14 protein-coding genes and 1 tRNA gene are annotated in these 14,221 nt (G+C 55.4%); 4 read left to right on the top strand and 11 right to left on the bottom strand.

All coding sequences use genetic code 11. The features are described 5' to 3' along the window. Positions 1–8: 8 nt before the first annotated feature. The 6 genes from C6A40_RS22885 to dnaQ all read right to left on the bottom strand — a co-directional run bounded on the left by C6A40_RS22885 (position 9) and on the right by dnaQ (position 5,661). Positions 9–1,523 carry an ABC transporter substrate-binding protein gene (locus C6A40_RS22885; protein WP_023343412.1) on the bottom strand — a complete coding sequence of 505 codons (1,515 nt, stop codon included), beginning with the start codon at positions 1,521–1,523 and terminating at the stop codon, positions 9–11. A 2-nt stretch (positions 1,524–1,525) separates the two neighbouring features. Next, positions 1,526–2,608, bottom strand: a complete 1,083-nt coding sequence (locus C6A40_RS22890; RefSeq protein ID WP_031275319.1) for an ABC transporter ATP-binding protein — start codon at positions 2,606–2,608, stop codon at positions 1,526–1,528. After that, positions 2,605–3,618, bottom strand: coding sequence for an ABC transporter ATP-binding protein (locus tag C6A40_RS22895; protein WP_045335358.1), 1,014 nt, complete (start codon positions 3,616–3,618; stop codon positions 2,605–2,607). The genes C6A40_RS22890 and C6A40_RS22895 overlap by 4 nt, the downstream gene beginning before the upstream one ends. After that, positions 3,615–4,334 carry a FadR/GntR family transcriptional regulator gene (locus tag C6A40_RS22900; protein ID WP_021242871.1) on the bottom strand — a complete coding sequence of 240 codons (720 nt, stop codon included), beginning with the start codon at positions 4,332–4,334 and terminating at the stop codon, positions 3,615–3,617. Before C6A40_RS22900 ends, C6A40_RS22895 begins: the two co-directional genes overlap by 4 nt. 386 nt (positions 4,335–4,720) lie before the next feature. After that, positions 4,721–4,797 (bottom strand) — tRNA-Asp (locus tag C6A40_RS22905). A gap of 132 nt (positions 4,798–4,929) precedes the next feature. Beyond that, positions 4,930–5,661, bottom strand: a complete 732-nt coding sequence (dnaQ, locus tag C6A40_RS22910) for a DNA polymerase III subunit epsilon (RefSeq protein ID WP_025912581.1) — start codon at positions 5,659–5,661, stop codon at positions 4,930–4,932. A 64-nt stretch (positions 5,662–5,725) separates the two neighbouring features. Between dnaQ and rnhA the strand changes: the two genes are divergently transcribed. After that, positions 5,726–6,193, top strand: coding sequence for a ribonuclease HI (gene rnhA / locus C6A40_RS22915; protein ID WP_008500276.1), 468 nt, complete (start codon positions 5,726–5,728; stop codon positions 6,191–6,193). Here the strand turns inward: rnhA and C6A40_RS22920 are convergent, their stop codons facing one another. Next, entirely contained in the window at positions 6,194–6,910 is a 717-nt protein-coding gene (locus C6A40_RS22920; protein ID WP_008500277.1) for a class I SAM-dependent methyltransferase, read from the bottom strand. Positions 6,911–6,942: 32 nt separating this feature from the next. On the opposite strand from C6A40_RS22920, the gene gloB reads away from it, so the two are divergent. Both gloB and mltD read left to right on the top strand, forming a co-directional pair. After that, a complete protein-coding gene (gene gloB, locus C6A40_RS22925; RefSeq protein WP_023343408.1) occupies positions 6,943–7,701 on the top strand; it encodes a hydroxyacylglutathione hydrolase in 759 nt (252 codons plus the stop codon). A 68-nt stretch (positions 7,702–7,769) separates the two neighbouring features. Continuing rightward, complete coding sequence (gene mltD, locus C6A40_RS22930; RefSeq protein ID WP_023293221.1) at positions 7,770–9,134, top strand: murein transglycosylase D; 1,365 nt, start codon at positions 7,770–7,772, stop codon at positions 9,132–9,134. A gap of 52 nt (positions 9,135–9,186) precedes the next feature. Here mltD and C6A40_RS22935 read toward each other — a convergent pair whose 3' ends face one another. The 3 genes from C6A40_RS22935 to C6A40_RS22945 form a co-directional block, all read right to left on the bottom strand. Further along, on the bottom strand, positions 9,187–9,960 hold the full coding sequence (locus tag C6A40_RS22935; RefSeq protein WP_045335357.1) for a class I SAM-dependent methyltransferase: 774 nt from the start codon (positions 9,958–9,960) through the stop codon (positions 9,187–9,189). Positions 9,961–10,036: 76 nt separating this feature from the next. Beyond that, positions 10,037–10,837 carry an endonuclease/exonuclease/phosphatase family protein gene (locus C6A40_RS22940; RefSeq protein ID WP_025912579.1) on the bottom strand — a complete coding sequence of 267 codons (801 nt, stop codon included), beginning with the start codon at positions 10,835–10,837 and terminating at the stop codon, positions 10,037–10,039. Positions 10,838–10,973: 136 nt separating this feature from the next. Further along, positions 10,974–12,149 (bottom strand): MFS transporter, encoded by a 1,176-nt coding sequence (locus tag C6A40_RS22945; protein WP_045335356.1) that lies wholly within the window; start codon positions 12,147–12,149, stop codon positions 10,974–10,976. 104 nt (positions 12,150–12,253) lie between these two features. On the opposite strand from C6A40_RS22945, the gene yafC reads away from it, so the two are divergent. Beyond that, complete coding sequence (gene yafC / locus C6A40_RS22950) at positions 12,254–13,159, top strand: DNA-binding transcriptional regulator YafC (RefSeq protein WP_021242864.1); 906 nt, start codon at positions 12,254–12,256, stop codon at positions 13,157–13,159. 29 nt (positions 13,160–13,188) lie between these two features. On the opposite strand, the gene dkgB is transcribed toward yafC, so the two are convergent. Then, positions 13,189–13,992 carry a 2,5-didehydrogluconate reductase DkgB gene (dkgB, locus tag C6A40_RS22955; protein ID WP_045335355.1) on the bottom strand — a complete coding sequence of 268 codons (804 nt, stop codon included), beginning with the start codon at positions 13,990–13,992 and terminating at the stop codon, positions 13,189–13,191. Positions 13,993–14,221 lie beyond the last annotated feature (229 nt).

Below are 14,221 nucleotides of genomic sequence, written 5' to 3' on the forward strand. Positions count from 1 at the left end.
CAGGACACTTATTTCGCAAGCGTCAAACCGGCCAGACGCACGATGCCGTCCGGGTACGGCTTAAAGCCCTGCACGCTTTTATTCAGGCCAAAAATACGCGGCTCGAAGTAGAGGTAGGCAATCGGCATGTCGGTTTGCAGCTGCTTCACCACCTTGTCGTACAGCGGCTGGCGCGCGGCCTGGTCGGTACTCTGGCGCGCCTGGGTCAGCCACTCATCGACCTGCGCGTTGCTGTAGCGGCCGTCGTTCAGGGTGCCTTTGCTGTTGATAAAGCCGTAGATGCTGCCGTCCGGATCCGGGCGCCCCGACCAGCCGGAGAAGCTCAGCTGATAGTCCCCGCTCTGCTGGCGGTCCAGCAGCGTGGCGAATTCGGTCATCTGCAGGTTCAGGTTAAAGCCCGCCTCGGCGACCATCGCCTGCAGCACCTGCCCCACCTGCTGCGAGGTTGGGTTGTTCGGCACCAGCAGGTTGACGGTCAGCGGCGCGGTGACGCCTGCTGCTTTGAGCAGGGCTTTGGCTTTATCGACGTCACGCGGCGGGACCGGCAGGTTGACGTGATACGGACTCACCGTGGAAAACGCCTGGTTGGCTGGCGTATACAACCCTTCAAAGACCACCTGGTTTAGCGCATCGCGGTCGATGGCCTGAGAAAACGCCTCGCGTACTCGAGCGTCCTTGAACGGATCGTTGGCGGGCACCTTGCCGTTATTGATGTTGAAAGTGATGCCCTGATAGCCCAGACCGGTCACCTTCGCCAGCGCCAGCTTGCTGTCGGCTTCGACGGTTTTAACATCGCTGGCGGCGATGCCTTCGGTCAGATCAAGATCGCCCGCGCGCAGGTTCGCGAGGCGCACGGAGGCATCCGGGATCGGCAGATAGATAATTTTGTCGAAGTGGTAGGCGTCTTTGTTCCAGTAGTTGTCGAAGCGGGTCAGAACGATGCGGTCCTGGGACACGCGGCTGTCGAATTTATACGGGCCGGAACAGACCGGATGGGCGGCAAAGTCAGGCTTTTTTGCCGCTTCAGGGGCCATCATGGCGCCCGCGCGGTCGGTGAGCTGCATCAGCAGTGCCGCATCCGGCGTCTTCAGGTGCAGGGCAATCTGCATCGGACCGGTGACCTCGACCGATTCAACGGAGGAGATCTCGCTTTTACGCAGGGAGCCTTTTAAGGTCAGGGCGCGGTCGAGGTTGTATTTTGCCGCGGCGGCATCGAATTTCTCACCGTCGTGGAAGGTCACGCCTTCGCGCAGGTTGAGCGTCAGGGTTTTACCGTCGTCACTCCACGCCCAGTCTTTGGCCAGACCGGGGACGACCTTCAGGTTTTCATCCACATCCACCAGCCTGTCGCACAGGGAGGCAAAGACGAAGCGGCCATAGTAGGTGCGCGCCAGATGCGGGTCGAGCATGTCCGGGTCAGCCCCCAGGCCAATACGCAGCACGCTTTCAGAATGGGCGGGCAGCGCCGCGCCAAGCAACATAACACTTCCCAGTACGGTCAAAAGAGAATTACGCATTGTCATTATCATGAGTTCCTTGAAGGAAGGGACGAGTGGGTGGCCGCGTGTTCAAACAGCGCGCGGCGGCGCAGAAACGCAGCGGATGGCGGTGCGATCTGGATAACGCTGCGATCGCGGTTGATCTCCTGCCAGCGATGACAGGCAACCTGACGCCCGCCGTCGAGCACCTGACTAATCGGCTCGACCTGACGGCATTCGTCGGTGACGTACGGGCAGCGGGTGTGGAAACGGCAGCCGGACGGCGGACTGGCCGGGTTCGGTAAATCCCCCTGCAGCAGCGGCGCGTCGCGTTCAGCGCCCGGCTGCATCTGCGGCGCCGAGGCGATCAGCGCCTGGGTATAGGGGTGCAACGGTGCGTCAAAGATCTCATCGACGCTGGCAAGCTCGACGATTTGCCCGAGGTACATGACCGCCACGCGGTCGCTCATGTGGCGGATCACCGCCAGACCGTGGGCGACAATCACCATCGTCAGCCCCAGCTGGTGCTTCAGGCTTTCCAGTAAATTGACCACCTGCGCCTGCACCGACACATCCAGCGCGGATACCGGCTCATCGCCCAGCAGCAGCTTTGGTCCCGAGGCCAGCGCGCGCGCAATGCCGATACGCTGGCGCTGCCCGCCGGAAAACTCGTGCGGGTAGCGCCCGGCCCAGGCGGCGGGCAGGCCCACGGTCTTAAGCAGTTCGGCAACGCGGTACTGCCGGTCCCCTTTCTTCATGTTCTGGTGCAGCCACAGCGGCTCACCGACGATCTGCTCCACCGTCATGCGCGGGTTCAGGGAGGCAAAGGGATCCTGAAAGATGATCTGCAGCTCGCGGCGGAGCTGATTGAGCCGCGCGCCCGAGGCGTGGGTGATCTCTTCCCCCTGATAAAACACGCGCCCTTCGCTGGCGGCCAGCAGGCGCAGCAGCAGGCGGCCAAGCGTGGATTTTCCAGAACCGGACTCGCCGACAATCGCCAGCGTTTCGCCCGGCATCACGGCAAGCGACACGCGATCGACCGCCGTGACGAACCGGGCGGGGGTAAAGAGTTTTTTCGGGCCGGGGAACAGCTTGCTGAGGTCCCGAGCTTCCAGAATGGGCGTGGTCATGCGGTCTCTCCCAGGGCGATGTGGTGTTCGAGCGGCACGCGGAAGCAGGCAACCCGATGGCCCGCGCCGAGCGTGGCGAGCGGCGGTTTTTCATCATGGCAGCGCGACTGCGCAAACGGGCAGCGCGTTGCGAAACGGCAGCCTTGCGGCATGGATTCCGGCAGCGGGACCGATCCGGGAATAGTGGAAAGCGGGCCCTTGCGTGCGCCAAGGGAGGGGATCGAGCCCATCAGGCCGATGGTGTACGGGTGCTGCGGGTCGGCAAATATCGCCTCGACGCTTCCCTGCTCTACCACCTGTCCGGCATACATCACCGCCACCTGCTGCGCCACTTCGGCCACCACGCCTAAATCGTGGGTGATCATCAGCACCGCCGTGCCGGTTTCCTCTTTCAAGGTGTTGAGCAAGGCGAGGATTTGCGCCTGGATGGTGACGTCGAGCGCGGTGGTCGGCTCGTCGGCAATCAATAATTTAGGATGATTGATCAGCGCCATGGCTATCATCACGCGCTGGCGCATGCCGCCGGAAAGCTGGTGGGGATAGGCTTTCAATCGCATCTCTGCTGCCGGAATCTGCACTTTCTCAAGGATCTGCAGCGCGATCTTCATCGCCTCTGCGCGCGAGACGTCCTGATGACGCATAACCGCCTCGCTCAGCTGATCGCCCAGCGTAAACGCCGGATTGAGCGAGGTCATCGGCTCCTGGAAAATCATCGCCAGCTCGCTACCGCGCAGATCGGCATATTTCCGCGGCGAGAGCTTGCGCAGATCGTGGCGACGAAACTGCATCTCCCCGCTGACGATCCGTGCACTGGCGGGCAGTAACCCCATCAGCGCCAGGGAGGTGATACTTTTCCCACAGCCGGATTCTCCCACCAGCGCCAGCGTTTCGCCCGCCCTGACGGTCAACGAGATACCGTCAAGCACGCTTACCGGCGAGCCCGCGAACGTAACGTTGAGGTTTTTTACTTGCAATACGGGCGTGGCGTCCTTAAAGGGGATTGTCGTCATGGCGTGAAGTCGTCCTCGAGGTGGATCGCCTGAATCAGGGCGGTTTGCAGGCTGAGCAGGTGTTCGCGCATCGCGGTCGCGGCCTCGTTAGGCTGGCGATGGATAATGGCAGCCATGATCTTGTGATGGTGGTCGTTATAGCTATCGACACGCTCGGGGGTGCGTGCCAGCTCGCGCAGATGCTGCCAGCCCGGTTCACGCCGCACGGCATCAATGGCATCAAACAGGCCGAGCATCAGGCGGTTGCCAGCCGCTTCCGCAATGGCGCGATGAAAGGCGCTATCCCACAGTTCGTTGAGATCGCGGTCATCCGGGCTGACCTTGTCGATGCGTTCCAGCATGCGCTGCATGAGCGCAAGGTTTTCCCTGGTGGCACGCAGTGCCGCAAGCCGGGCTAAGCCGGGTTCCAGCTGCAGACGAGCTTCCATCACTTCCAGAAGGTTGGTTTGCTGAACCAATCCCTGAAGGGCCAGCGGTTCAACGGGTGCAGCCGGGCCGATAAAGGTCCCTTTGCCCTGCTTACGCCAGATGCGCCCCTCTTCTTCCAGCACGTCCAGCGCGCGACGCACTTCACGTCGTCCTACACCGAGTGTGTCCGACAGCTCACGTTCCGTGGGCAGCGGAGTGCCTGGTGTTGACTCGTGCTGGTTGATTAGCCCGCGCAGCTGTTCAAGCGCGGTGCTGGAATTTGCCAGAAACCGTGACGGTTTTTCTATATTGGTTCGCTCGCTTTCATCATTGCTTTATTTTTATTAACGATAAGTTATTGATATGGAATGACGCTTATCGTGCTAATGATTAAGCAATAACCAAACCAATCTGCAATTGGTTCAGTAATTTTTTGCATAGCGGGTTATAAGCAGATGATTCTGTATGAATTCTTTTTTACAGAGAGACACAATCTGACTCGTGCCTGAATAGCCGGCGGTGGAAAAATGCACAACAACAGTGCAAAGAATGCACTAATGGTGTGCAATTGTTAATTAATTGCACTATTGATATTAACTTTTTGTTAACTACAAGTCAGAAGAGAGGGAATGGAATCACAGCTTGCTGAAACGACGAAGGCCTGAATCATTTCTGATTCAGGCCTTCTGAATAGTGGCGGAACGGACGGGACTCGAACCCGCGACCCCCTGCGTGACAGGCAGGTATTCTAACCGACTGAACTACCGCTCCACTGTTCCCGTTTGGGGAACGAGGCGCATATTACGGTGCGCCTCCGATCTCGTCAACGCTTTTTCTCGCGTTTTGAATCGTTTGCTGCAAAAATCGCCCAAACGATGATTTTACAGGCATTCCGGCGTTTTTTCAGGCACGCCACAGGCAGCTGCCGCCCTTCTTCTGCACCAGATCAAGACGGGATTCGTGGTTAAGCAGCTCTTCATCACTGGCTAAAACAACCCGCAGCCGGCTTGCCTGACGGACGACACGCTGAATACCCGCTTCGCCCTGCGTTTGCTGCGACTCATTTTCCATACTGAACTTCATAGACGTCTGCCCACCGGTCATCGTCAGATAGACATCGGCGAGGATCTGGGCATCGAGCAACGCCCCGTGGAGCGTTCGTTTGGTATTATCTATCTCGTAGCGCGAACACAGTGCATCCAGGCTGTTACGCTTGCCGGGGAACATTTTCCTCGCCAGCGCCAGACTGTCTGTCACCTTACAGAAGGTGTTCGTCTTCGGGATATCACGATTAAGCTTGCTGAATTCATAATCCATAAAGCCGATATCGAACGAGGCGTTGTGGATAACAAGCTCAGCGCCCCTGATGTATTCCAGGAATTCGTCAGCCACGTCCGCAAAAGTCGGCTTATCCAGCAAGAACTCATCGGCAATACCGTGAACGCCGAACGCTTCGGGATCCACCAGCCGATCGGGCTTGAGATAGACGTGGAAGTTGTTCCCCGTAAGACGACGGTTCACCACTTCAACGGCGCCGATCTCAATGATCTTATGCCCTTCGTAGTGCGCGCCGATCTGGTTCATACCGGTGGTTTCGGTATCGAGGACGATCTGGCGAGTAATTGCAGTGCTCATAGCGGTCATTTATGTCAGACTTATCGTTTAACTGAACGTTTCAAATACAGGAAGTCTACCAGAGATGCGTAAACAGGTAGAAATTTTCACCGATGGATCTTGTCTCGGCAACCCGGGTCCCGGCGGCTACGGCGCGATTATGCGTTATCGCCAGCATGAAAAAACTTTTAGCGAAGGCTATTTTCTGACCACCAACAACCGGATGGAGCTCATGGCGGCCATTGTGGCGCTGGAGGCACTAAAAGAACATTGTGACGTGGTGTTAAGTACCGACAGCCAGTACGTTCGTCAGGGAATTACCCAGTGGATCCATAACTGGAAAAAACGCGGCTGGAAGACTGCCGATAAGAAACCGGTCAAGAACGTCGATCTCTGGAAACGGCTTGATGCCGCCCTGGGCCAGCACCAGATTAAGTGGGAGTGGGTTAAAGGGCACGCCGGTCATCCGGAAAACGAACGCTGTGACGAACTGGCGCGTGCGGCAGCCGCTAACCCTGCGCATGAGGACGCGGGCTATCAGCCTGAATCCTGATCAGGGCTTTCTGTACTGCCGCGTGGCGCCAACGGTCTGGCGGATCGGCGTTTTCGATTTGCTCTGCTTCATGGGATTAAGCGTAAGGGGAATGGTTCGCTTACGCGCGACGATAAACTGCATGCAGCCTAAGGCAGGCAAATGCGTGCTCAACAAGACGCCCCCCTGCCGTGCCCAGGGCAGCACCTGAAAGCCGCCGTAGCAGAGCACTTCGAAGTTAAGCAGTGACAGCCAGTCGAGCTGGCGCATCATGGTGAACATCCGGCTGTTGTAAGGCGGCGTCCGGCGCAGCACCGGTACCAGCTTTCGCAGGCCCATCAGGCTCAGCGGATTGAATCCGCTCAGCACCAGCCAGCCGTCATCAATCAGCACGCGATCGGCTTCGCGAAGCAGACGGTGCGGATCGCTGCACCAGGGTAACGTATGTGCGAGCAAACACGCATCAACGGATTTTTCCGCAAACGGCAGATGTAACGGGTCTGCTTTCACCTGAACCGGCGATCCGCCGAGAGAGACGTTCACCTGATGCGAGATAGCGCAGCTTTCGGTATTGATTTCCGCGCTGAGATTGCCAATCTTAAGCAGGTGAAAGCCATACATTTTCGCGAGCCAGGGCTTCAGCTGTTGCTCTAACGCCTCGCGATAATATTCACCCCAGGGCAGTTCCGCCCAACGTTCCGGTGCTGCGACAGTCTGAGGTATCCTTGCCGGTTTCATCAACACACCCGCCACGCTATAAGAGGTAATGTATGAATCTTATCAGTATTTCTGCTTTTGAGGACAATTACATCTGGGTTTTGGTTGACGATGAACGTCGATGCGTCATTGTCGATCCCGGAGAATCCGCCCCCGTATTGCGCGCAATAGAAGAGAACGGCTGGCAGCCGGAAGCCATTCTGTTGACGCATCACCATAACGATCATACGGGCGGTGTACCTGAACTGCGTACCCATTTTCCGCATGTTGTGGTTTACGGACCGTCAGAGGCACAAGATAAGGGTGTCACGCAAGTAGTCGAAGAAGGCGAAAAAATCCTCATACGCGAGTGGGAGTTTTCCGTATTTGCCACACCGGGTCACACTTTGGGACATCTGTGTTTCTACAGTAAGCCTTATCTTTTTTGCGGTGACACGCTGTTCTCAGGGGGCTGCGGAAGGCTGTTTGAAGGAACACCAGCGCAAATGTATCAGTCTTTACAGAAGATTAACGCATTACCCGATGACACCGTTATTTGTTGCGCGCATGAGTATACATTAGGGAATATGAAGTTTGCCGTCAGCCTGTTGCCTGAGGATCGGGCGATTAAGGATTATTATCACAAAGTGAAGGAGTTACGTGCAAAAAACCAAAACACACTCCCCGTAATTCTGAAAAACGAGCGCCAAATTAATTTATTTTTGCGAACAGATGATATTGATTTAATTAGCAAAATTAACCAAGAAACAAATTTGCAACAACCAGAACAGCGATTTGCATGGTTAAGGTCAAAGAAAGATAACTTCAGATAATTGCTGGTTGCCTTTTCAAAAATTCGCCGTTATCATCGCTCGTCTTTTAAGCAACTATTGACACACACATGAAGGCAAAAGCGATATTACTCGCCTCTGTCCTGCTTGTAGGTTGCCAGTCGCAGAACGGCAGCAACGTACAACAGCACGCACAGAGCCTTTCTGCAGCTGGTCAAGGGGAAGCAGGGAAGTTTACAAGTTCGGCGCGCTGGATGGACGATGGGACATCTTTCGCGCAGGAGCAAGACTTGTGGACCTCTATTGGCGACGAGCTAAAGATGGGAATTCCGGAAAACAGCCGGATTCGCGAACAGAAACAGAAGTATTTAAGTAATAAGAGCTATCTCCACGATGTAACGTTACGGGCAGAGCCGTATATGTACTGGATAGCCGGGCAAGTTAAGAAACGTAACATGCCTATGGAGCTGGTACTCCTACCCATAGTGGAGAGCGCTTTTGACCCACACGCGACGTCTGGCGCCAATGCTGCAGGCATTTGGCAGATCATTCCGAGCACCGGGCGAAACTATGGTCTGAAACAGACCCGCAACTATGATGCGCGTCGCGATGTTGTCGCTTCAACGACAGCCGCTCTCGACATGATGCAACGTCTGAACAAGATGTTTGACGGCGACTGGCTGTTAACGGTCGCAGCGTACAATAGCGGCGAAGGTCGTGTACTGAAGGCAATGAAAGCGAATAAAGCACGGGGTAAATCCACCGATTTTTGGTCGCTCTCACTGCCACAGGAAACAAAGATTTACGTACCGAAAATGCTGGCTTTGAGCGATATTCTCAAGAACAGCAAGCGTTACGGTGTACAACTGCCAACACCAGACGAAAGTCGTGCACTGGCGCGCGTTCGCCTCAGCAATCCGGTTGATATTCAACAGGTTGCTGATATGACGGGTATGTCGGTAAGTAAATTGAAAACCTTTAATGCTGGCGTTAAAGGCTCAACGCTGGGGGCGAGTGGCCCGCAGTATGTAATGGTTCCGCAGAAACATGCTGAGCAGTTACGTGAGTCTTTAGCTTCGGGTGAAATCGCCGCCGTTCAGTCAACGCTGATCGCGGATGCATCATCAGTTAACAGCCGCAGCTATAAGGTTCGTTCAGGTGATACGCTTTCGGGCATTGCGTCACGTCTTGGCGTGAATGCGAAAGATCTGCAGCAGTGGAATAACCTGCGCAGTTCAGGCCTGAAAGTGGGTCAAACTCTGACGGTGGGTGCAGGTAGCAGCGCACAGCGTCTCGCCAGCAACAGCGATAGCATAACCTATCGCGTGCGTAAGGGTGATTCGCTGTCCAGTATCGCAAAACGTCACGGCGTGAACATCAAAGATGTGATGCGCTGGAACAACGATACTGACAATCTGAAACCGGGCGACCAGCTAACGCTGTTTGTGAAGAACAGCGCGACGCCAGACTCCTGATAACACGACCGAAAGATAAAAAGGCACCGATTCCCCTCGGTGCCTTTTTTGTTTATCCCTCTTTTTGCGCTTCCGCCATGATGGTATCGCTGGTAAATGAACCATCGTCCTGCAGTTTAAAGTACGCCTTCACCTCTGCCGACGCACTCTCCTGATACAGCCTGATAGCCTGGCTTAATGCTTCCGGGGTGCGCATACGCGCTATCCACGAGCTAAACTCCAGCGGTAAACGGTCTGTGATTAACGAACGCGCGATCAGCCCCGCTTCCGTGAGCAGCGATAACCACTCTCCGCTGGCGTAGTTTTGCACATGGGAGGTGTCGCGCAGCGCTTCCACCGTCTGCAGCCAGATATTACGTACCGGATGCCCAGGCGACATGATATCCATAATAATGAAGATGCCACCCGGCTTCAGAACGCGTTTGACTTCGCGTAATGCCTGGCCAACATCATGCCAGTGGTGCGCGGAATAACGGCTGATCACCACCTCAAACGAGGCATCATCAAAAGGTAAGGATTCGGCATAGCCCTGGCGCGTATCGATGTTGCCCAGTCCCTTCGCTTTCGCCGCTTCAGCAACCACCTCCAGCATCTGGCTGGATAAGTCATATGCGGTTACGTGCGCCACCTGCTGCGCAGCCGTGAAGCTGGCATGCCCTGCCCCGCAGCCTAAATCCAGCACGTGCGCCTGCGGGAATGCCGACAGACGTTCACCGAGACGCACCAGATCGCGACCTGAAGCGTGCACGGCGCTGCTCAGATAGGCATTTGCCTGAGAACCAAACTGTTTTTCTACGTTGTCATGATGGGAGTGTGTTGTTGTCATCGTACTGTCCTTGGTGGGTTAAAAATAGAAGGGCAGCACCCGCGCAGGTCTGCCCCACGGCAGACCTGACACACCATTATTTATCAGGTTTGCCGGGACTGAATTCGACTAGTAGAGGGTTATGATCGGAGGCCCGCGTCACCAGCACAGAGGCGTCGTGTACGCTTAAACCACGGTAGAAGACAAAATCGAGAGGACGACCAAAGGCTTTTTTGCGCTGGTCATCGCTAAAACGAACTTCACGCAGCGACATTTCGCGCGCAAAGCGGTACAGCGCATTCATGCGCGGGCGGCTCCAGGCATTGAAATCACCGGCCATAATGATCGGCCCACTGTGATGCGCAATCTGATCGCCGATCGGAAGTAACTGCTTGCTATAAACATCCACGCCCAGGCTGAAGTTTACCGCGTGGATATTCACGACCATCAGCATACGGGTATCCGGCAGTGGATAGACCGTCACCAGTGCCGATTTCGCCAGACGCAGGATAGGCTCGCGTTCGCGCAATGGACAACAATAAACCGGATGTGCTGCTGAAAGCGTCATCACCCCCGAGGGGTGCTGAGGCAGAACAAAGGCCGGTACCTGGTCGGCGGCAAGATAGTGAGTGGTGGCAAACCGGACCAGCTCAGGGGTGGTTTGCGCCTCCTGGAGCAGAACCAGATGGGCATCTTTGCCAAAATTCTTGAGTACCGATAACCACTCCGCACGCTGCTGCTTAAAGATATTCCACACCAGTACGCGGATTTTTTCATCGCTGCTTAACGGTGTGCCGGCGGGTAATGCCTGACTGATGCTCGCAAACGACCCCGGAGGCAAGATCCTCTCCGCGGGCATTCCGGCAACATAACGCATGGCATAGGTATTTTTTCGCACTTTTGGAAACAGCCTCTGTAACATGAACCAGTCCGGAAAACGGACTGGTTCTAATGTTATAGGGACTTTAGGTCACACTTTCAACGCAATTTCTGAGAAACCGCTTTCCAGTTTTGTAAGCCAGCGCTTACTGATGTTACCCCAGCGCAACGCGGGCTGGCTTATCCAGACGTCCGCTCAGGCCAATCAGCAGGAAGGCGATCAGGACAATCACCGCGCCAATCCACGGGGTCTGGGTCAATCCGAAGTGCTCGACGGTTTGTCCGCCAATAATTGAACCCAGCGCAATACCAATATTAAATGCGGCAATGTTCAACCCCGATGCCACGTCCACCGCATTTGGCGTATAAAGCTCGGCTTTCTGTACAACGTAGACCTGAAGCCCTGGCACATTACCAAAAGCGAAGATCCCCATGACCAGTACCGTGACCAGCGCGGCGTACTGTATCGAGGCGGTGAACTGGAAAATCATTAGCAGAACAACCAGCGCGGCGAAGATGAATTTCAGCGCCGGTACCGCACCATGCTTATCCGCAAGCTTGCCGCCCCAGATATTGCCAATCGCAACGGAAATACCGTACCCCAGCAAGATCCAGCTCACGGCGTTGGGAGAGAAGCCCGCCAGGTCCTGCATCATCGGTGCCAGGAAGGTAAAAGCAGTGAATACGCCACCATAGCCCAGTGCCGTAACCGCGTAGATGATCAGCAAACGCGGATGCGTAAGTACCTTCAGCTGATCGCTCAAGCTAGCGCTGGCCCGGCCTGGACTATTCGACGGCACCAGCAGCAGGCTGGTCACCAGGGCAATGACGCCCAGTAGGGAGACGGCCAGGAACGTTTCACGCCAGCCGAAGTGTTGTCCGATAAACGTGCCCAACGGTACGCCCGTAACGAGTGCAACGGTCAACCCACCGAACATGATCGCAATGGCGGATGCCGCTTTCTCTTTGGGTACCAGGCTGGTTGCAATAGTAGAACCAATCGAGAAGAACACCCCGTGAGCAAGGCCGGTCAACAGCCGAGCGATGACCAGCGTGGTGTAGTCCGGCGCCTGCCAGGCCAGCACGTTGCCGGCGGTGAACAGCACCATCAGTGCAACTAACAGCTGCTTACGCGGGAAACGTCCTGTCAGGGCCGTCAGGACTGGCGCACCGACGGCAACGCCCAGGGCATAGATAGACACCAGCAATCCGGCGGAGGGCAGCGAGATCGCAAGCTGGTTAGCAATGGTGGGGACCAGCCCCACGATAACAAATTCGGTCGTGCCAATTGCGAAGGCACTGATCGTCAGGGCAAGTAGCGCCAGTGGCATAAAATACTCCGTATCATCAGGATTAAGATGACAGGCAGTATGCGCCAGTGCTTAAATAACAAAAATGGTCAAAATCTCAATAGAATTTTGCGGGTGGTGCAACAATGAAAGCAACGTCAGAAGAGCTGACAATCTTTGTCGCCGTGGTTGAAAGCGGCAGCTTTAGCCGCGCGGCCGAACAGCTGGGACAGGCTAACTCAGCCATCAGCCGCTCGGTAAAAAAGCTGGAGATGAAGCTTGGGGTGAGTCTGCTCAACCGAACGACGCGGCAGCTGAGCCTGACGGAGGAAGGTGAGCGTTATTTTCGCCGCGTGCAGTCGGTACTGCAGGAGATGGCCGCAGCAGAGACCGAGATTATGGAGACCCGCAGCACGCCGCGTGGGTTACTGCGCATTGATGCAGCCACGCCGGTTGTGCTTCATTTTCTGATGCCGCTGATCAAACCTTTCCGTGAACGCTATCCGGAGATGACGCTCTCTCTGGTCTCGTCCGAGACGTTTATTAATCTCATCGAGCGGAAGGTAGATGTGGCGATCCGGGCGGGAACCCTGACCGATTCAAGCCTGCGGGCCCGCCCGCTGTTTGCCAGCTACCGTAAAATTATCGCGTCGCCACAGTATATTGCTGAACATGGCAAACCGGAGACGGTTGAGGAGTTGAAACAGCATTTGTGTCTCGGCTTTACGGAACCCGTCTCGCTAAATACCTGGCCCGTCGCCTGCCCTGACGGTCAGTTGCATGAGATCACCTGCGGGTTGTCGTCCAACAGCGGGGAGACGCTGAAGCAATTGTGTCTTGAAGGCAACGGTATCGCCTGTTTGTCTGACTATATGATTGATAAGGAGATTGCGCGGGGTGAACTGGTGGAATTGATGGCCGATAAACGCCTGCCAGTCGAAATGCCTTTTAGCGCGGTGTATTACAGCGACAGAGCGGTGAGTACGCGCATTCGTGCCTTTATCGATTTTCTGAGTGAACATATAAAAACAGCTCCCGGAGGAGCTGTGTGAGGGTTCAGGTTACAGAGGGTGGGTCAAACTTAATCCCAGTTTGGCGCTAAGCCTTCCGGGCTGACCAGGCGATCGTTGCACTCCAGGGCTGCGATCGCTTTTTTATCGTCAGCATCCAGATGAAGATCCATTGCTAACAGGTTGCTCGCCAGGTTTTCACGCTTAGTGGATGATGGGATCACGGCATACCCTTCACCCATTGCCCATGCCAGAATGACCTGCGCAGCCGTCGCATTATGCTTCTCGGCGATACGGATAATTACCTCATCTTTCAGCGCCTTACCGTAGGCCAGCGTCATGTATGAGGTGATGTGGATCCCATGCTGTTTTGCCCAGTCCACCACTTTGCGGTTTTGCAGATATGGAGAGAGCTCAATCTGGTTGGTCGCAATATTTTCTGCGCCAACAGCAGCAATGGCCTTTTCCATCAGCGGGATCGTGAAGTTGGAGATCCCAATTTCACGCGTTAAGCCCTGTTTTTTCGCTTCCAGCAGCGCCTGCATGAATTCTTCCACGGAGACGGCATCGTTCGGTGATGGCCAGTGGACCAGCGTCAGATCCACGTAGTCAGTACGCAGTTTTTTCAGGCTCTCTTTCAGGCTTGGGATCAGCTTGTCTTTGCTGAGATTCTCAATCCAGATTTTCGTGGTAATAAACAGCTCATTACGCGGTACACCGCTCTCTTCGAGAGCTTGTCCAACGGCAGCTTCGTTTTCATAGATCTGCGCCGTATCAACAGCACGATAGCCCAGTTCGAGTGCGGTTTTAACTGATGCGATAACAACGTCGTCTTTCAGGCGGAAAGTGCCCAGACCAAATGCAGGGAGAGTCATACTATTCCTCAATCATTATGTTCGTAAACTGAGGACGATTATCGCTGGCGGTGTTATAGAGAAAAAGATCGCAAAATGCAGAGGATTTTTGCTGATTTCGCAATAATTAAACGTCAGATAAGAAAAAAGCCCTGAGCGTTAGCTCAGGGCTTTTAATAAGTGGCGGAACGGACGGGACTCGAACCCGCGACCCCCTGCGTGACAGGCAGGTATTCTAACCGACTGAACT

The sequence above is a fragment of the Enterobacter sp. GER_MD16_1505_Eko_090 genome (genome assembly GCF_003331015.1).
GTDB lineage: Bacteria > Pseudomonadota > Gammaproteobacteria > Enterobacterales > Enterobacteriaceae > Enterobacter > Enterobacter roggenkampii.